The following is an 18130-nucleotide window of genomic DNA, read 5'->3' as shown; positions in this document are numbered from 1 at the left end:
TTCCCCAGTGCTCCCCCCAAAATCAAACCGTAGCCAGCTTGTTCCCAGCGGTTAATTCGCGGCCCGAACCAAGCCAGCACTATCAATCCGACACTAACGCCCAAAGACAGCCACCGCAACCAAATCGCCCCGCCATTGCTGAATAGACTAAAAGCCGCACCGGTATTAACAACATAAGTGAAGTGAAACACCCCAGGTAACAGCGCCTGCGTCTGCGGAGGAACCGTCAAGTCAAAATTTTGCACCACCCAAAACTTAGTCAGGTGGTCTAAAACTAAACTGATAACAGCAGCCACCCAGAACAAGGGATTTCTTTTAAAACGCATGAATTAAGCAATAGAAAATGGGGCATCGGGTATGAGAGAATTTACTCCCATCTCACGTGTCATTATAAGCAGAATGCAGTGCAGCAAAGCAATCCCAGCCGCAGCGCGATGACTCTCCCGTTGGGCAATGATAGTATAACCTTATTTTGCACAATTACCTCTTCCTTCTTCCGACTTCCTTCTTCCTTGTTCCTGACATCCGTTACACAATCCGTTGCCGAACTTCCTTCGCAATTAATAAAACATCAAGCGGCGCAAAGTAAATGACAGCACTGCGATCGCACAAACTACCGCCAATTGCCCTGGCAGAGGATAAACCGAATACTTAAGAATCTCATCGAATAAAGGTGTTTTTTTAGCCGGAGGTAGCCAATAAGTAAAAATTAGATAAATTAAGCCGATCGCGTGAACAGTGAACAAACCGCATAAACAGCTAAAAGCCATAGATTCCAGCCGCGAAGCCACCTTAAAAGCCACCCAGCCGCACACCCAAGCACCGGGCACAAAACCCAGCAAATACCCAAAACTCGCTTCTTTGAGATAGCCGATGCCGCCGCCTTGAGAAAAAACAGGCCACAGAGTTAATCCTAATGCCAAATAAGCAATTTGCGAGAGAGCCGCAGCATTTTTCCCCCCCATGCAGCCTACTAGCAAAACGGCTCCAATTTGATAGGTAACACCTAAAGAGTACGCCTGAAGTCCTCGATCGTCCCACAACCCAATCGGAATTGTGACAGATGCAGGCAAAAAAGTGCCTCCTATCGTCAGGAGCAAACCAATAACAGCCCAGATTAATTCAATAGGAGCAGGCATTATCATCAAACGGCATTCGTCAGAAGGTATAAGGCAGAAGGCATTTGTTCCAGGCAAGCTTCAATGCCTGCAGCTTTTAAATTCTCAATACTAGCACTACTGTCAAAATAACCACCATTGTATGGTTTTCTGGCTCTCAAGCCTCGATCTTGTGATAATTTAATGAGGAATTTTTCGCGATCGCGCGATCGACTGCTTGTGTCCGTAGCTATGTCTCTGCTACATATCTTATAAGTTCACAATTGTCAAGCTCATTAATAACATTAATAATATTAATTAATATTAAATTGGGATTAAGTGTAAAGATTCTTAACCTAACCTTTACTTTTGCGCGCTATGCTGATGCGGGACACCCCTATAACGATCGAAACTTTTGTATACCTATGCTTTTTCGTCTCAACTTGATTAATCCAAACCGTCTGACTACAGCAATTTCGGCTATGGCGATCGCCCTCAGCCTCGCAGCTTGTGGCAGCAGCACAACCACAGGCAGCACAACCAGCCCCGGCGACACCGCAGCATCCCCCGGCGCATCCCCCGTTGCAGCCACCGGCACAGCGGAAAACACCAAACTCGCCCTAGCCTCAGACGTAGCCATCACCGCAGCCGGCGCCTCATTCCCCGCCCCTCTGTACCAGCGTTGGTTTCAAGACTTCAACAAAATCAACCCCAAAGTACAAATTAACTATCAATCAGTAGGCAGCGGCGCCGGAGTCGAACAATTTACCAAAGGCACAGTAGACTTTGGGGCCAGCGACACCGGCATGAAAGACGACGAAATCGCCAAGGTTCCAGCCGACAAAGGCGTGATCTTGCTGCCCATGACAGCCGGCAGCATCGTCATCGGCTACAACCTGCCAGACTTAACCGAACCACTGAAACTGCCACGGGATGTTTACGCAGATATCTTCGCCGGTAAAATTACCAACTGGAACGACCCCAAAATTGCAGCCGCCAACCCGACGGCTAAATTGCCAGACCAAGCCATCACCATCGTCCACCGTTCCGACGGTAGCGGTACCACCGCCGTCTTCACCAAACACCTGAGTGCCATCAGCCCCGACTGGAAAAGTGCAGTAGGCGACGGCAAAACAGTACAATGGCCCGTAGGCGTAGGCGCAAAAGGCAACGAAGGCGTCACAGCCCAAATTCTGCAAACTGTAGGCAGCCTCGGCTACATAGAATACGGCTATGCCAAAAACAACAATGTCAAATTTGCATCTTTGGAAAACAAAGCAGGCACATTTGTCGCACCTACCGACGAATCAGCTTCTCAAGCTTTAGCAACTGTGCCGATGCCGGAAAACCTGCGAGCATTTATCGAAGACCCCGAAGGCGCTCAATCCTATCCAATAGTCACCTACACTTGGATGCTGGTCCCCAAAACAGTTACTGACCCCAACAAAGCCAAAACCATTGAGGCAATGGTTGAATACGGCTTGAATGAAGGTCAAAAAGTGAGTTCCGAATTGGGCTACGTTCCTCTGCCCCAAAGCGTTAAAGAAAAAGTAGCCGCGGCCGCGGACGGCATCAGCCCAGATTACAAAATTGAGGTTGCCAAATAGTAACTCTTGACTGTTGACTGTTGTCCGTTGTCAGAGGGAAAAAAGCCCTTCGGCATTGCACGTGCGGGTAAAAATCAGCAAGAATGAAGAGAGATATTTCTGTGGGGCGGATTTTACCAGAAATATTTGTTAAAAAGTCAGGGGATTAATAAATCCGCCCCTCTTCTATGTAACAATCGGTGCATCTGTGTAGGGGCGGGTTTCACAAACCATAATTGCCTAAAATCCATAATCTGATAAACCCTCCCCCGCTTGGGTGGTAAATCTCCATCTACCTCTTTCAAAATACAAGGAGTGGGTTTTACCAGAAATATTTGTTGAAAAGTCAGGGGATTAATCAACCCGCCCCTCTTGGATTTTATTTATGGTCTTTCTTTCTGCTTCCTTCTAACTTTTTCCGAAACAGGCTATTTTTCGCTACTATATATTTGGTTTTTTTTTCTATGATTTCAGATAATAACAGCGCTCGATCGCAGACCCGATCGCGCTCTCAAGCCGAAAAGTCCTTAGACCAAGGCTTTATCTGGCTGACGCGGATTTTGGGCTTAGGAGTTGGTGTAATTTTGCTGGTAATCGCGCTCACCGTTGCTTATCGGGCTTTACCGGCTATTCAACAGTACGGTTTGGGCTTTCTGTTTGGCAGTAGCTGGAATCCGGTTAAAGAAGAGTACGGTGCGCTGCCGATGATTTACGGGACGATCGTCAGTTCGGCGATCGCGCTCCTAATTGCAGTACCATTAGGAGTAGGGACTGCCATTTTCTTGAGCGAGGACTTTCTGCCGCTACCAGTGCGTACAGCTTTGGTTTTTTTAGTAGAACTTTTAGCCGCCATTCCCAGCGTAGTCTACGGTTTGTGGGGAATTGCTGTATTGATTCCCATGATTACCACTCTCGGCAAGTTTCTCAACGGCACTTTCGGATGGCTGCCGATTTTTAGCACCTCGCCAGTTGGGCCGGGAATGTTACCAGCCGGAGTAATTTTGGGAATCATGACTTTGCCCATTATTACTGCTATCTCCCGCGACTCTTTGGCAAGTCTCCCGCCCGACTTGCGACAAGCATCTCTAGGTTTAGGAGCTACTCGCTGGACAACAATTTTTAGAGTGCTCGTACCCGCAGCTTTTTCCGGCATTGTCGGCGGAATCATGCTTGGGCTCGGTCGCGCCATGGGAGAAACAATGGCTGCAACTCTGTTAATTGGCAATTCCAATCAGTTAAGTCTTTCTGTGCTAGCTCCGGCAAATACTATTGCTTCTCTGATGGCAAATCAGTTTGCGGAAGCCTCCGGGTTGCAAGTAGCAGCTCTGATGTACACTGGGCTAATTCTGTTTATTATGACACTGATTGTTAATATTTTGGCAGAGTGGATTGTTTCTCAAGTAAGAGCGAAGTACAACTAGAAGTTTGCCGCCATTCCCTACATATTTAGTTTATGTCAAATAGCGTCTCCGATGAGAATCCTTTGGTATCGAAAACAGGCAGTTTAAAGAAGGTTAAAAACAGCCCGCAATCGCTGTTTAGTCTGGGGATGACTGTACTGGCTGGAGCTAGTCTCGCCATCACTCTGCTGCCTTTGTTTGCAGTTCTTTCCTATGTCACCGTACAAGGTTTCAATCGCCTGAATTTAGACTTGTTTACCAAGCTGCCACCGCCGCCCGGACTATCGGGAGGCGGTATTGCTAATGCAATTCTCGGTACATTGATGACGGTGGGAATTGCTTCTTTAATTGCTGTTCCTTTTGGTGTATTAGCAGCAGTTTATTTGTCGGAATTCAGCAGCGGCCAGGTAGCTCGCTGGGTACGCTTTGCTACTAACGTCCTCAGCGGCGTTCCTTCGATTATTGCCGGGGTATTTGCCTACGGTTTGTTCGTGGTAAATATGGGAGGTTTTTCGGCAATTGCAGGGGGTGCGGCGCTGGCGGTGCTGATGTTGCCCACGATTGTGCGGACTACTGACGAAGCTCTACAAATCGTCCCGCAAGATATTAGATGGGCGTCGGTTGGTGTGGGTGCTTCTAATTATCAGACAGTGTTGCAGGTGGTTTTGCCTGCGGCAATTCCGGCTATTTTAACGGGTGTGACTCTGGCAATTGCTCGCGCTGCTGGAGAAACTGCTCCTTTGATTTTTACGGCGCTAAATTCGCCTTTTTGGCCGGCAGGATTTGATAAGCCAACTCCGAGTCTTTCGGTTTTGGTGTACAACTTTGCAACGGTTCCTTTTAAGGCACAGAAAGAATTGGCCTGGGCAGCATCTTTGATTTTGGTGATTATGGTTTTGCTGACGAGTATTCTTTCTCGTTGGGCTACTCGCCAAAAAGTTTATTGAAGGAAGAAGATTTTTCGACTTGGCGAACGGGTAAAAAAAAGGAAGAAGGAACATTTTCCCCATCTCCAACTTGATCACTCTCATCTTCTCCTTATTTTGTAAAATTCGATTGGATACTTACCTGTATGATGATGGATTTAGACAAGCAAACGGAAACAGTTTTACGGACAGAAAATATCAATATTTTTTACGGCGCTTTTCACGCGGTTAAAAATGTTTCAATGGAGATTCCTAAAAATCGCATTACTGCCTTGATTGGGCCGTCTGGCTGCGGTAAAAGTACCATTCTGCGATGTTTTAACCGCCTCAATGATTTAGTTAGCGGTTTTCGTTTAGAGGGTAGAATTGATTACCACGGTCAAAATCTTTACGATCCTGATATTGATGCTGTGGCGGTGCGCCGCAAGATTGGGATGGTGTTTCAAAAGCCGAATCCTTTCCCGAAGTCGATTTATGACAATATTGCTTATGGTGCGAGGGTGAACAATTATAAGGGGGATATGGATGAGCTGGTTGAAAAATCGCTCAGCCAAGCTTATTTGTGGGATGAGGTGAAGGATAAGTTGAAGCAAAGCGGTTTTTCTCTTTCGGGCGGCCAGCAGCAGCGTTTGTGTATTGCTAGGGCGATCGCGATTAATCCTGATGTAGTGTTAATGGATGAACCTTGCGCTTCTCTTGACCCCATTTCTACGATTAAGATTGAGGAGTTGATGCGGGAACTCAAGGAAAAGTATACGATTGTGATCGTTACTCACAATATGCAGCAGGCTTCTCGGGTTTCTGACCTGACTGCTTTTTTCAATGCTAAACTTTCTGACGATGGGAAGCGGTTTGGCTATCTTGTGGAGTGTGATAAGACTGAGGTAATTTTCCAAAGTCCAAAGGAAGAGTCTACTTTAGATTATGTGAGCGGCCGTTTTGGTTGAGTCCCCGACAGGTTGAAGCCTGTCGCTACACAAACTCTCGTCTCTCTCGCTTGAGACTAAAAACATTTAATTTGCTGAGTATGCTAGCGACAAAAAAAACTGCATAAAACTTTTCTGAATTTAGAATCCCGCTTTCTTGGAGAAAGCGGGATTCTGCGTTTTATGATTAAAAGCTCGATCGTACTTTTTGCAGATACAAGCCACAGATTTTTGTGAAGAAATGCTCGAAGAGTTCACATATTCTTCATCCAATGCTTTAACAGGTTTTCTTTAACCATGTTTTGCCGCATAACTTCGAGCAAGTATTCCTGAGCTTGGTCTTGGCTTAACCTTTTGACTTCTTCGCGTAGCACTTGCAGTTTGAACTGCTGTTCCATGCTAAGGCTGGTTGTAGGCATATCCATAAATCGCTCCTCCAGTTTGCTGAGATTGATGCGAAATTGATCGAAATGACGTTTCGCAGGATTTGTTGTGTCTCCTACATTGTAAACTATCATAACATTCCCTTGACAATATGTCCAAAGTACACATTTTGAAACTAATTTGTGTCGCAAAAGTACATCAAAGTGGGGGGAGCCTTATCATAAAAAGGCGTAAAGACAGGGAAGCCTAAGCCAAAGGAGCTAGTTCGTATGGATGCAATGGAGTTTTTTCAAAGCAGTGCTGGGGAGTGGCGTTCTCAGCGCAGCACTCACCACCTCGCTTTCCGCCAAGCGGAGATTGGGGATTCAAATATTCAGGTAACGGCCCTGGGTGCGGATGACACGCGAGTCGCAGAGATTTGCAAAATGCACGAAGTTGATCCGAGCCGGGCTGCTGGGGGGGCTTTTGTGACTTGGCACGGCTCGATGGCATGGGATAAGGATGATGAGAATCATAAAGGGTCTACCGTGTTCGCGATCGTCCCCGATCCTGAAAATCCCCGGCACGGTTTGATGTTGCGGGAACGGGGCTATGCGGAAATTGTGCCGGTGGCTGGCCGTTTTGAAATGGATGATGAGGATGGGCTGCTGCTGATTACGGAATACGAGACGATGAGTTCGATCGAGCGTTTTTGGTTTGCTAATCCGAACGTGCGGATGCGGACGAGTACCGTAAAGCGCTTTGGCGGTTTCAGCACATCGACTTTTTGTACCGAAATTCGGGTGCAACCAGAGTCGGATGCAACATCAGAAGCAGCAGGAGATCAAGTGCCCGCCAGCGAGTTTTATTCGGCTCTGGGCTGGTAATTTAGTCATTAGTAATTAGTCATCGGTCATAACTTTGGCTTCGTTTCCAGACTCAGCCTGGGAATCCTGGGTCTCAGGCTCTGCCTCCGGTTAGATTAGACGAGGCAGAGCCTCCAAAGTGGCGTTCCCAGTCTCTGGCTGGGAACCAGGGTGATTGCTAATTACTGACTACTGACTTCCCCAAAGTCAACAAATGTTACAGATTGTTGCAAAAATTCAGGAAAATCAGATTTAGATTGCGGGAATCCCCTAATCTGTATGTTGGTTAGTTGTATCCGTTATGCTGGCAGCTCACGGTGTCAACTATTTCTGAAATTTGAGATAACGGAGATTTTAACGTGGCGCTACCTTTGATAAACTACGCCCCCAAAAGCCAAAACCAGCGCGTAGCTGGTTTTGAAACAGGGAGCGACGAGCAGCCCAGAATTTTCACAACTGAAAATGTGCTCTCGTCTGGAGACATGGAAAATTTGATTTGGGCTGGATATCGCCAGATTTACAGCGAACACCAAATCCTCAAGAGCAACCGCCAAAAGTCTTTGGAGTCGCAACTCAAGTTCGGCCAAATTACGGTGCGAGACTTTATTCGCGGTTTGGCGACTTCTTCTCCTTTCCTAGAGCGGAATTACCAAACTAACAGCAACTATCGGTTTGTGGAAATGTGCGTGCAGCGCATTTTGGGCCGGGATGTGTACAGCGAGCGCGAAAAGATTGCTTGGTCGATCGTGGTAGCCAATAAGGGGCCTCAAGGCTTTATTGACGAGTTGGTCAATAGCGAAGAGTACCTGGAAAAGTTCGGCTATGACACAATACCTTATCAGCAGCGCCGAATTTTGCCTCAGCGAGTTGGAGGGGACACTCCTTTCAACTTGAAGACGCCCCGCTACGGTGAGTACCACCGTTCGCAGCTTGGCTTCCCGCAAATCATCTGGCAAACAAGTGTCCGCCGTTTTGTTCCTCAAGAACAGCAGGCGAAGGCTGGCGATCCGTCGAACTATTTGGGTATGGCGCGCAATATGCCCATGCCTGCTACTCCGCCGCAGCGCGTGCCTCTAGCTAATATCAATATCGACACGATGGTTCCCCGTCGCCGGTAATTGATGCTGCCCTGATGCAATTATTTGTGTCGGGAGATCGACTGAATCGATCGGCTTTTAAGCTGAGAGAGTTTTGAGTCTTGAGTTTTGAGGTTTGAGTTTTTTGCTAAACTTGGAATCCAAAACTCGGGGCTCATAATTTTTGGGGAAAGAAGGAAGTTCGGCAACGAGAAATCTACAGGATTTAACCGATAAATATTAGAATTGAATTGAAGCCCTTTTTCGCTCTCCTATCTTTAAATGTATCTGCGTTCATCTGCGTGCATCTATTTTCATCTGCGGTTTCCCTCTTACATCAAAAATTTAGGCAAGAAGTTTAATCAAGAAAAAAGGAAGGGGGAAAAATGTTTATAGTAAAGAGTTTACCAGTGTTAACTGCCCAAAATATCAAGTGTGCGATCGCAGGCGCAATATTTTTAGCAGGGTGTTGAATTGATCGGGTAAAGGTGCGATCGCCTCTATTAATTCTCCTGTTACGGGATGCTGCAATGTCAGCCGCCATGCGTGGAGGGCTTGTCCGGTTAAATTGACGCCGATCGAACGGTTGGAACTGTACATCGGATCGCCGACAATGGGATGTTTTATTTCGGCTGTATGCACGCGAATTTGATGGGTGCGGCCTGTTTCTAATTGATAGTGCATTAAGCAATAGTTGCCGATTCTTTCTTTGATTGTCCAGTGAGTAACTGCGGGGCGACCGCCTTTTTCTACTGGTACTACTGCCATTTTTTTGCGGTCTGTGGGATGCCGCCCGATGGGTAGGTCTATTGTGCCTGTTTCGGTGTTGGGAGCGCCGTAAACTATGCCTAAATATTCGCGGCGGGCGGTTTTAGTTTTGAGTTGGGCTTGCAGGTGTTGGTGGGCTATGTCGGTTTTGGCGATCGCGATCGCACCTGTTGTATCTTTGTCTAATCTGTGTACGATTCCCGGCCGCTGAACTCCGCCTATTTCTGCTAGGGGACAGTGGGCTAAGAGGGCGTTGACTAATGTACCGTCTGCGTGTCCGGCGGATGGGTGGACGACTAATCCGGCTGGTTTGTTGATGATAATTAGGCTGTCGTCTTCGTAGAGGATGTCGAGGGGAATTGCTTCGGGCTGCAATTTTGTGGGCTGGGCTTCGGGTAAAGTGAGGTGGATGCGATCGCCCGCTTTTACTGATATTTTTTTCGAGGTGCAGGTTTCGTCGTTGACTTTGACATTGCCTTGTGATATAAGGCTTTGGATTCGCGATCGGGATAAGTCCGGTATCTGGTTTGACAGCCAAATATCTAATCGCTGATTGACATTACTGCGATCGAATTCCTCTGTATTTTCTACTGTGTAAATCTGTGCCGCAGTGTCTGTTTCTATCATTTACTTTTTACTATTTTTTGCCAAGTGTGTAAAGCAAATATCTTAATCATAACATCTGTGAGTTAGTTCGCGAGCGCACGGGTAGCGAGAAACCGGATTTTTTCACAGCAATACTTCGTTTGGGCCCGCAGACTGGGTAAAAAACCCGGTTTCTTTGGTCGGAGTGGTTAAGTCGTTTGAGTATAATCGTCAATTCTATCGACAATTATCGCAGTGGCCGCAGCGCATTGATTTAGCTTCCTTGGCAAACCCAAAAGCTTGCAGCAAAAATTGCCACCTGCACTCGCGATCTTTGAGATATTTTGCCATTTCTTCGGCTGCGGTAAAATTTAATTTTTCAGCTTTTTGCTGGCTAGATTTATTGATCGCATAATTAAAAGGATCTTGCCATGTTAATTGTCCGCTGCTGTGGAGAATCGAAAGGGCGATCGCGCTTTCTGGAAATTCCCGGGAAACTGCTTCTATATCGCCTTTAACTGGCAGTTTTTTTGCTAATTGCTGAGCTTCTCGGTATTGCGATCGCAATTTATCTTGAAAAAATTGCCCTCTTTGTTTATCTTCTGGATACAGCAAACCCGTCGGTTCGCTAATCAATGTCAGGGCGATCGCTGATTTGCCGTCGCGTCCACCTCTACCAATTTCCTGGATGTATTCCGATAATAGTAAAGGTGCTTGATAATGAACAACCCACCGAACGTCGGGCTTATTAATTCCCATACCGAATGCTGAGGTACAAGTCACGAATTTAAGCTCATTGTTCAGCCAAGCTGTTTCTATTTTTCGTCGTGATTCTGGACTTAAACCTGCATGATATGCTGCTGTTTCATAACCTGCTGCTTCCAACAAACCCGCCAAATTCTCGCTATCTTTTCTAGTGCGTACATAGACTAAACCTGCTTGATTTTGTCGAGCTTTAATAAAATTTAATAACTGCTGTTTGCGTCCTCTCGGCGTCCAGACTGTCTGCACTTGCAGGTGCAGGTTAGAACGGTACGGACTTAGCAGAAATGCTTCTGGCTTTTGCAGTTGCAAGACATTTTTGATTGTTTGCTGTGCTTCCGGGTTGGCGGTAGCGGTAAAAGCTGCGATCGCAATTTTACTATTTGCTGGTTTAGCTTTCAACAAAGCCGACCGCACTGTTCCCAAACGGCGGTAAGCTGGTCGAAAAGTATCACCCCACTGCACTAAACAGTGAGCTTCATCTAATATTAAACCGTTGATTTGGATGTGCGGCTGACTGATAACTTCCCAAACAGGTTTGCTGAGTAATGTTTCGGGAGACAGGTACAGCAATCTTAATTTGTTTTGTTGCAGCGACTGCATAGTTTGTCGGCGCTGCGCTGTTGGCAATTGACTGTGGAGGAGGGAAGCAGGAAGATTGCGATCGCGCAATTCTTGTACTTGATTTTCCATTAGTGCGACTAACGGCGAAACTACCAACGTTAAGCCTGTTTGTAACAAAGCTGGCAGTTGAAAGCAGATTGATTTGCCGCCACCTGTTGGCATAATTATAATTGTATCTTTTCCTGCTAATAAACTACCGACGATTTCTCCTTGGGGTGGTCTAAACTCGTCGTATCCCCAGATTTTTTGGAAGGCGGCGCGGGCTTGATTTAATGATATTGGTTCTGGTTGGTATTTCATTTTATTTATTCCCAAATCAGACGTAATGTGAGCAGTGCGTGTCTACATAATTAAATTTTGTGTAAGTCTTGATGTACCAAGAAACCGGGTGGCTGGTTTCATAGTATGCAAGTATTGAGCAGAATAAGTGTTAATTTAATAACAGTTAATAATTTTACTTTTTGAATTATGAACGCAAGCACGTTAAGCGAAGTTTTCAGCTATCGGCAAAAGACTTGTGACCTTTTCGATACAGCGCGGGCGGTAGATGCGGTGCATGAAGATGGTTTTGCGCTGATTCCTGGTGTACTCAGTCCGTCGGAAGTGACGCAAACCAAGGAAGCACTCGATCGCCTGCAACCCTTCGGACTCGATGGTAGCAGTTGGAGTGAATTGAACCAGCATTTTAAGTGCGTTTTTAATCGCGATCGCCTGTGGCTCTCCTATGCAGATCGACCGGGTATAATTGAGTTAGCCGAAGCATTAATGGGCAGCGATTGCCATATTATCGGCATGACTGCGTGGAAAAGCGGGCCCGGTTATGATGGTTGGCGCGTCCACGTCGATCAGGTGTTTGTACCCGTGCCCGAAAGCGTGTTTGCCGTTAGCGCAGCCCTCGGAGAGGATCGCACTTTTCAACTGCCAGTATGGATTTGTACAGCCCATTTCTATCTCAGCGACATCGCAGAAGACCTCTGTCCTACCTACATTATTCCTGGTAGTCACAAATCTGGTCGAAAACCCGATCGCGGGGAAGAAACTTGGAACGGACACTCCCCAGAACCTGTTTTGTGCAAAGCAGGAGATGTGCTGTTTTTCCGCAGTGAAATTTGGCACTCCGGCGGCAAAAATACGACGACAGATGGAACTCGCTACTTACTGCAAGTGCATTATTCCCACCGCAACATCGCGCAGAAATTTTCGCCTTGGCCGTGGCAGTTCAATCCCGAAATTCTCGCTACCGCTACAGAACGGCAACTGCGACTTTTGGGTAAACATCCTGAGTCAAATTACGGTTAAAATACATTGCTAATTTTGTTTGAGGCGCGATCGATAAATAAACGGGAAATGTCATATTTATTTGAGAGTTGGAGTTTTGGATTTGAGATTACGATCAATTCTAGAGGCTGGTAAATCTCCGAATATCTTGAGCAATCCAAAATCCAAAATCCACAATCTAAAATCGCCTAAGATTGACCGTCACGGCGGCCGAGCTCGTACACGCCGCCACCAATACAGGCGATCGTACCCATAGATACCGCCCAACCAGTGCCCAGAGACAATTCCACGCCCCAATTGCACAATCCGCCCACAATTAAAAAGGGCAGAATGCTCAACAGCGAAGCGTAAAAGGCATTTTGGGCTTCTCTGGCTTGGCGGGTTCTTTCAAACTCGGCTTCCGAGGTGTAGAGGGATCTCTCGGCAAAATTCATCCAGCGGTTGAGTTGCACGATTACCCATTCTGTCACGGGCGACAGGCCCCAGTACAGGGCCAAAGACCACAAGGACGCACCAGCGATGGCAGTTGCGTCTATGGCAAAACTAAAGGGAAAAATTTCAGTAAGCATTGCTTGATGTTGGTGATGAATTTAAGATTTTGGATGTCATCCAAAATCCCCGAACTTAACTATAGTCTCAAGCAAAAGCTCGATCGAATTCAACCGCAGCACGAATTCCTCGGCCAACTTTTTTTATTACCCCTGGGCATTTACCCGGAAGCCTTGACACCGGTTTTGGATGGAGTAAGATACACGTTGTTGATAAACTGATTCGCGATCGCGGGTAGAGCTCAAAGCCAATCTTGCAGCGAATTGGCATAATTTACATCTTGCACCCTTCTCAGAAACGGACAAAATGCCCGTTCCACAAACAATGATTTTTTTGTGGGGTGGGCCGGAAATCCCGCTCCTGAAAGCTTTATTGACAAGGGTGCAAGATGTGAGCCTAACAGACAACGCAAACTCCCACACACATTTAACTTTGAGCCGTGAAAAAAATCCTGCAAGACTCTAGAGGCCCGCTGACGGCAAAACGCTTTTTTCGTTTCAGACAGATGCTGCTGCTGGCACTTTCGATCGGCATTGTGTTGATCAGCCCTTATTTGCAGCAGCAGGTAGTCAAAGCTCAGTCAGGCTTACCAAGCAGAGTAGCGACGGGTAATTTGTGGCAAGAAGCTTCTTTTCCAGTCGAAAACTTTGAAACATACACCTCCGCCTTCGGCCCCCGTGGCGGGGATTTTCATTACGGTTTGGACATGGCGGCCCCGGAAGGCAGCTATATCCGCAATTGGTGGGGCGGGCAAATTGTGGAAGTTTGGGAAGATGGCAGATGCGGCACTGGTATGGTGGTGCGATCGGGAAATTGGGAACACATCTACTGTCACCTCAGAGGCCGAGTGCTAACAGCTAACGGCGGGCGTTATTATACCGATAGCGAAGGTACCGTGCAAATTTGGCAAGGTCAAACAGTGCCTGCGGGTGCAAGAATTGCCAGAGTTGGGATGACTGGCCGCACGAGTGGACCTCACTTGCACTGGGGACTGAAGTACGGCGGTCGCTGGGTAGACCCGGCTTTGGTACTCCGGGAAATGTACGCGCAACAATCTTAATTTGTCATTAGTTAGTAGTCATTAGTTAGTAGTCATTTTTTTTTGTTTGTAGTAATGACTAAAGTCCTGATTTTTTCGGGAATGAGGAATCAAGTCATCACTACAAACTTGAATAACTAATGACTAATGGCTAATGACTCTTTACGTTGGTGCCAACTCTTTTTTGGTCAATTCGGTGTACCGCTCGACAATTTGGCGGAATTCATCGCCGTCGATCGTTTCCTCATCCAACAGCGCTTCGACAAGTTTGTCTACCAAAGCGCGATTTTCGCGGATAATTCGGCGAGCTTCTTCGTAGCACTCAAGGGCAATTTCCCGGACTTGCCGATCGATCTTAATTGCCATGTCTTCGGAATACTCGGATCGCGAATTCCAGTTTTGGCCCAAAAACACCTCATTGTTCGGACTTTCCAAAGCCACAGGCCCCAAATCCGACATTCCATAAAGCGTTACCATCTCCCTCGCGAGACTGCTAACTTTTTTGAGATCGCTACCGGCACCGGTGTCGATTTCAGCATCGCCATAAATTTCGGCCTCCGCCGCCCGTCCCCCCAAAGCTACTTTAATTCGATTTAACAGCAAAGCCCGACTCCTCAAACCTTCGCTGTCGAGCATTTCGTCGTCGAGTACAAAGCTAGTAAAGCCTTCGATGCCACCGGAACGGGGAATAATCGTTACTTTTTCAACTGGATCGGCATTTTTGAGCATGGTCGCGACTAGGGCGTGTCCGACTTCGTGGTATGCTGTCATCCACTTTTTTTTGCTGTCGAGCAGCGGGTTGAGGGTAAGCCCGATCGTGATCCGGTCGATCGCGTCGTGAACTTCTAAGTTACTAATCGTGTCTTTGCGACGCCTCGCGGTAAGAATTGCTGCTTCGTTGAGCAAGTTTGCCAAGTCGGCGCCGGAAAAGCCGGGAGTGCGGCGGGCGATCGTGTCTAGGGCAACTTCTGGGTCGAGTTTTTTGTTGCGCGCGTGAACTTGCAAAATCCCCAAACGCCCTTTGTAACTGGGTAAATCTACCGTTACTTGGCGATCGAACCTGCCGGGTCGCAGCAGGGCGGTATCGAGCACGTCGGGGCGGTTGGTAGCTGCAATCACAATCACGCCGCTGTTACCCTCAAAGCCGTCCATTTCTGTCAGCAACTGGTTGAGAGTTTGTTCGCGTTCGTCGTTGCCGCCGCCGATACCAGCGCCGCGCTGCCTTCCTACGGCGTCTATTTCGTCGATGAAGACTATGCAGGGGGCATTTTCTTTAGCTTTGCGGAACAAGTCACGCACGCGGGAGGCACCAACTCCGACAAACATTTCTACAAATTCGGAACCGGAGATGCTGAAGAAGGGGACGGCTGCTTCGCCTGCGATGGCTTTTGCCAGCATGGTTTTGCCTGTTCCCGGAGGCCCGATTAACAGAACCCCTCTGGGAATTTTTGCGCCGATGGCGTTGAACCGTTCGGGTTTTTTGAGAAAGGTTACGACTTCTTGCAGTTCTTCTTTAGCTTCTTCGATGCCTGCTACGTCGTCGAACATCACGCCGGTTTTGGCTTCCATTTGGAAACGAGCTCTGGATTTGCCGAAGTTCATGGCATTTCCTTGAGATTGGGTCGATCGGCGCAGGATTGCCATCAGCACTGCCAACACTGCAAAAATCACTAGCAAGTTTACTACTAAACTGACTGCGGCGGCGTTGTCGGCTGTTTGTTTGACTTCAAAGTCAATCTTTTTGGCGCGGATTTGCGAGTACAGTTCTCGGTTGTTGTAGTCGAACAGACTAACTGATTGGGTTTGATCGCTTTTTTGATTTTTTAGCCTAACCTTGGCAATTTTTTGAGTTTCGTCTACTTCGATTTTACTGACTTGCCCTTTTTCTATGTTGTCGATCAGTTGGCTGTAACTCATGGTGTTTGGCGCGCTCTCGGCAAACACCGGGGTCGAGAGCAATATTCCTTGAGAAATCACCAAACTGCCCAGGATGCGCCAAAGATTCCGTCCTGAAATTGATTTTTTAGGATTCTGGCTCGATTTGTCTTTGTTTACAGCTAGATGCCCCAGCCATGCGTGTTTCCAAGAATTTTTCATATTGCTTTGCCCAAGGTTGAAGACTGCCAAGATTGACCGCTTGTGGTTTGCTACGTTCATTTATTTTAACAAGAGGGCGAGTGTTGAATGGGTTTATCTCTCCCTGGATCTCAAGAGCCCCCTCAAGAGGGGGGGTTTTGAATCCACTGCTGTTCAAGAAACCGGGTTTCTCGGACCCGTTCTTGAACAGCAGTGGACTCAGAAACCGGTTTTTCCCCCAAATCTGTGGCTTTTACCAAAAATTGTGGCAAAAACCCGGTTTCTCGGCGACGTGCGTAAATCTAAAATCTAAAATCGATTGACAGTTGCCGATCTAACTTGCTATGTTAATCATACTCGTAATGAGTCCGTTTTAGAAAAGCAGTTATTGTTTTTAAGCTTTATGGTAAAAATTGTCGGTATTGGTGGAAGTTTGCGGGCTGGCTCCTACAGCCAGTTAGCCTTGAAGGTGGCAGCAGAACGGGCGCAAGCCCTGGGCGCGGAAGTTGAAATATTCGATTTGCGATCGCTCAAGCTGCCGTTCTGCGATGGCGAGAATGATTATATCGATTACCCGGATGTGGAAAAGCTGCAGAATGCGGTTAAGCAAGCCGACGCCTTGATTTTGGCAACGCCGGAGTATCACGGTAGCATCAGCGGTGCTCTCAAGAATGCCCTGGATTTGATGAGTTTTGAGCATTTGGACGGGAAGGTTGCGGGTGGGATCAGCGTTTTGGGAGGGCAAGTTAACAGCAACGCACTCAACGATTTGCGCGTGATTTTGAGATGGGTGCACGCTTGGGTTATTCCCGAACAAATTGCGATCGGACAAGCTTGGAAAGCTTTTAGCCCTGATGGTAAATTGTTAGATGAAAAACTGTCTGAAAGGTTCGACGAATTTGCTCGAAGTTTAGTGGAAAATACGCGGAAATTGCGAGGAATTTCGTAATTGTATCTCAGGAAAAACGCACTCCTGGACGCAACTGGCATATTATTCGGATGTGTCAGTTGTCATAATTGCTCGATTTGAAGAGGTTTTTTTTCTAGTAGAGCACTCTACAAGCTGTAATGTAACAGTCAACAGTCAACAGTCAACTGACTTCAAAATGGCATATCGATCATGTCTCCGAAAGGATGGGGTACGTCGATCGGCATTCTTCCGGGTTTTGACTCATATTTGTCTATCCACTTTTTGGCCAATTCCAAAGCTTCCTCCTCAGTCTTGGCATTTTGGACGGCGACGTGGCGGTTGCCGCGACTATCCCAAACCTCGACGTAGAAGACTTTCTGGGATTGAATAATCCAACCTTTATAAGTGTCTGCTGGTTCCATAGTTAGAATCCTAAAATAATCGGGCGGGGAGTTCCACTGGCGAGCTAATTGTAAATATTGCCCTGCATAAAATGAATTTTACGGGGGTTTCTATAGTATTTTTGGAAAAAAGTCAGTTTTACGGTTAACCTCATGACCCGACTCCTGAAGCAATTATTTAACTGGAGAAAATATCTCCAACCTTTGGCGGCGACGATCGCGATCGCCCTAATCGCATCCCAGATGGCGGTATTGCCGGCATTGGCGACTGGCGTTTACGAAATGCCCGTGTTGTCGGCGGGCGATCGAACTTGGGTGTTCGACAAAGGCGACGTACTCAGCCGTAGCAGCGAAAGCAATATCAGCAGCGTGCTCGACAACCTGGAAAACAAAACAGGGAAACAAGTCAGATTTGTCACCATCCACCGCTTAGACTACGGCGAAACGGCTGCCACTTTTACCGACCAACTGTTTGAACAGTGGTTTCCCGCAAAAGAAGACCAGACTAATCAAATTTTACTCGTTCTCGACACTGTTACCAACAGCGCGGCAATTCGCACCGGCGAAGGGGTTAAATCCCTGCTAACCGATGAAATTGCCCAGAGTGTAGCTGGGGAAACCGTGCAAGTGCCGCTGCGGGAAGCCAATAAATACAACGAGGCATTTTCGGCTGCAAGTACGCGCATTGCAACTGTTTTGTCGGGCGAACCCGATCCGGGTCCTCCTGAAGTTGTTGACAACATTCAAGTTGAAGGCACGTTTAAAAAAGCTGAAGAAACAGATCAAGGCAATGCCACAGTTGTTGTGGTTGTGCTGTTGGTGTTGGCGACAGTGATTCCGATGGTGACTTATTTCTGGTATCAAGGTTTTTCGTGATCGGGTGCTGATAAATTCGATC

Annotated in this window: 19 protein-coding genes; 11 read left to right on the top strand and 8 right to left on the bottom strand. The window is 47.2% G+C overall.

The window, feature by feature from the left end; genetic code table 11:
• Together lspA and QUA38_RS08525 are read right to left on the bottom strand one after the other, a co-directional pair.
• The coding region (lspA, locus tag QUA38_RS08530; RefSeq protein WP_333160858.1) for a signal peptidase II at positions 1-326 on the bottom strand (326 nt) is incomplete at its 3' end.
• A gap of 234 nt (positions 327-560) precedes the next feature.
• Positions 561-1139: a biotin transporter BioY gene (locus tag QUA38_RS08525; RefSeq protein WP_006635529.1), complete on the bottom strand. Its 579-nt coding sequence runs from the start codon at positions 1137-1139 to the stop codon at positions 561-563.
• A gap of 383 nt (positions 1140-1522) precedes the next feature.
• Here QUA38_RS08525 and pstS point away from each other — a divergent pair, with 383 nt between their 5' ends.
• The 4 genes from pstS (at position 1523) to pstB (ending at position 5956) form a co-directional block, all read left to right on the top strand.
• Positions 1523-2704, top strand: a complete 1182-nt coding sequence (gene pstS, locus QUA38_RS08520; protein WP_333160856.1) for a phosphate ABC transporter substrate-binding protein PstS — start codon at positions 1523-1525, stop codon at positions 2702-2704.
• Positions 2705-3147: 443 nt separating this feature from the next.
• Positions 3148-4104, top strand: coding sequence for a phosphate ABC transporter permease subunit PstC (pstC, locus tag QUA38_RS08515; protein ID WP_333160854.1), 957 nt, complete (start codon positions 3148-3150; stop codon positions 4102-4104).
• A gap of 32 nt (positions 4105-4136) precedes the next feature.
• Positions 4137-5030 (top strand): phosphate ABC transporter permease PstA, encoded by an 894-nt coding sequence (gene pstA, locus QUA38_RS08510; RefSeq protein WP_333160852.1) that lies wholly within the window; start codon positions 4137-4139, stop codon positions 5028-5030.
• A gap of 125 nt (positions 5031-5155) precedes the next feature.
• The gene (pstB, locus tag QUA38_RS08505) at positions 5156-5956 is read left to right on the top strand and encodes a phosphate ABC transporter ATP-binding protein PstB (RefSeq protein ID WP_333036858.1); all 801 of its coding nucleotides are present in this window, start codon (positions 5156-5158) and stop codon (positions 5954-5956) included.
• A 233-nt stretch (positions 5957-6189) separates the two neighbouring features.
• On the opposite strand, the gene QUA38_RS29300 is transcribed toward pstB, so the two are convergent.
• Positions 6190-6453 (bottom strand): NblA/ycf18 family protein, encoded by a 264-nt coding sequence (locus tag QUA38_RS29300; protein ID WP_445251225.1) that lies wholly within the window; start codon positions 6451-6453, stop codon positions 6190-6192.
• Between the two features lie 135 nt (positions 6454-6588).
• Between QUA38_RS29300 and QUA38_RS08495 the strand changes: the two genes are divergently transcribed.
• Complete coding sequence (locus QUA38_RS08495) at positions 6589-7185, top strand: phycobiliprotein lyase (RefSeq protein ID WP_333160850.1); 597 nt, start codon at positions 6589-6591, stop codon at positions 7183-7185.
• Between the two features lie 338 nt (positions 7186-7523).
• Entirely contained in the window at positions 7524-8282 is a 759-nt protein-coding gene (locus tag QUA38_RS08490) for a phycobilisome rod-core linker polypeptide (RefSeq protein WP_333160848.1), read from the top strand.
• 387 nt (positions 8283-8669) lie between these two features.
• On the opposite strand, the gene QUA38_RS08485 is transcribed toward QUA38_RS08490, so the two are convergent.
• Positions 8670-9635: an RluA family pseudouridine synthase gene (locus QUA38_RS08485; RefSeq protein ID WP_333160846.1), complete on the bottom strand. Its 966-nt coding sequence runs from the start codon at positions 9633-9635 to the stop codon at positions 8670-8672.
• A gap of 195 nt (positions 9636-9830) precedes the next feature.
• Entirely contained in the window at positions 9831-11279 is a 1449-nt protein-coding gene (locus tag QUA38_RS08480) for a RecQ family ATP-dependent DNA helicase (RefSeq protein ID WP_333160844.1), read from the bottom strand.
• 168 nt (positions 11280-11447) lie between these two features.
• Here QUA38_RS08480 and QUA38_RS08475 point away from each other — a divergent pair, with 168 nt between their 5' ends.
• A complete protein-coding gene (locus QUA38_RS08475; protein WP_333160842.1) occupies positions 11448-12278 on the top strand; it encodes a phytanoyl-CoA dioxygenase family protein in 831 nt (276 codons plus the stop codon).
• Between the two features lie 167 nt (positions 12279-12445).
• Here the strand turns inward: QUA38_RS08475 and QUA38_RS08470 are convergent, their stop codons facing one another.
• Positions 12446-12826, bottom strand: a complete 381-nt coding sequence (locus QUA38_RS08470) for a hypothetical protein (protein ID WP_333160841.1) — start codon at positions 12824-12826, stop codon at positions 12446-12448.
• Between the two features lie 33 nt (positions 12827-12859).
• Between QUA38_RS08470 and QUA38_RS08465 the strand changes: the two genes are divergently transcribed.
• Both QUA38_RS08465 and QUA38_RS08460 read left to right on the top strand, forming a co-directional pair.
• On the top strand, positions 12860-13027 hold the full coding sequence (locus tag QUA38_RS08465) for a hypothetical protein (protein ID WP_333160839.1): 168 nt from the start codon (positions 12860-12862) through the stop codon (positions 13025-13027).
• Between the two features lie 218 nt (positions 13028-13245).
• Complete coding sequence (locus QUA38_RS08460; protein ID WP_333160837.1) at positions 13246-13866, top strand: M23 family metallopeptidase; 621 nt, start codon at positions 13246-13248, stop codon at positions 13864-13866.
• Between the two features lie 141 nt (positions 13867-14007).
• Here the strand turns inward: QUA38_RS08460 and ftsH are convergent, their stop codons facing one another.
• Positions 14008-15942, bottom strand: coding sequence for an ATP-dependent zinc metalloprotease FtsH (gene ftsH, locus QUA38_RS08455; protein WP_333160835.1), 1935 nt, complete (start codon positions 15940-15942; stop codon positions 14008-14010).
• A gap of 382 nt (positions 15943-16324) precedes the next feature.
• On the opposite strand from ftsH, the gene QUA38_RS08450 reads away from it, so the two are divergent.
• Positions 16325-16870: an NADPH-dependent FMN reductase gene (locus tag QUA38_RS08450; RefSeq protein WP_333160882.1), complete on the top strand. Its 546-nt coding sequence runs from the start codon at positions 16325-16327 to the stop codon at positions 16868-16870.
• A gap of 152 nt (positions 16871-17022) precedes the next feature.
• Here the strand turns inward: QUA38_RS08450 and QUA38_RS08445 are convergent, their stop codons facing one another.
• A complete protein-coding gene (locus QUA38_RS08445) occupies positions 17023-17253 on the bottom strand; it encodes a hypothetical protein (RefSeq protein ID WP_006635545.1) in 231 nt (76 codons plus the stop codon).
• A 132-nt stretch (positions 17254-17385) separates the two neighbouring features.
• On the opposite strand from QUA38_RS08445, the gene psb32 reads away from it, so the two are divergent.
• The gene (gene psb32, locus QUA38_RS08440; RefSeq protein WP_333160833.1) at positions 17386-18108 is read left to right on the top strand and encodes a photosystem II repair protein Psb32; all 723 of its coding nucleotides are present in this window, start codon (positions 17386-17388) and stop codon (positions 18106-18108) included.
• Positions 18109-18130 lie beyond the last annotated feature (22 nt).

The organism is Microcoleus sp. Pol12B4 (assembly GCF_036701385.1).
Taxonomy (GTDB): Bacteria; Cyanobacteriota; Cyanobacteriia; order Cyanobacteriales; family Microcoleaceae; genus Microcoleus.
The sequence above is the reverse complement of the archived record's forward strand: the minus strand, read 5'-3'. Positions and strand labels throughout refer to the sequence as shown.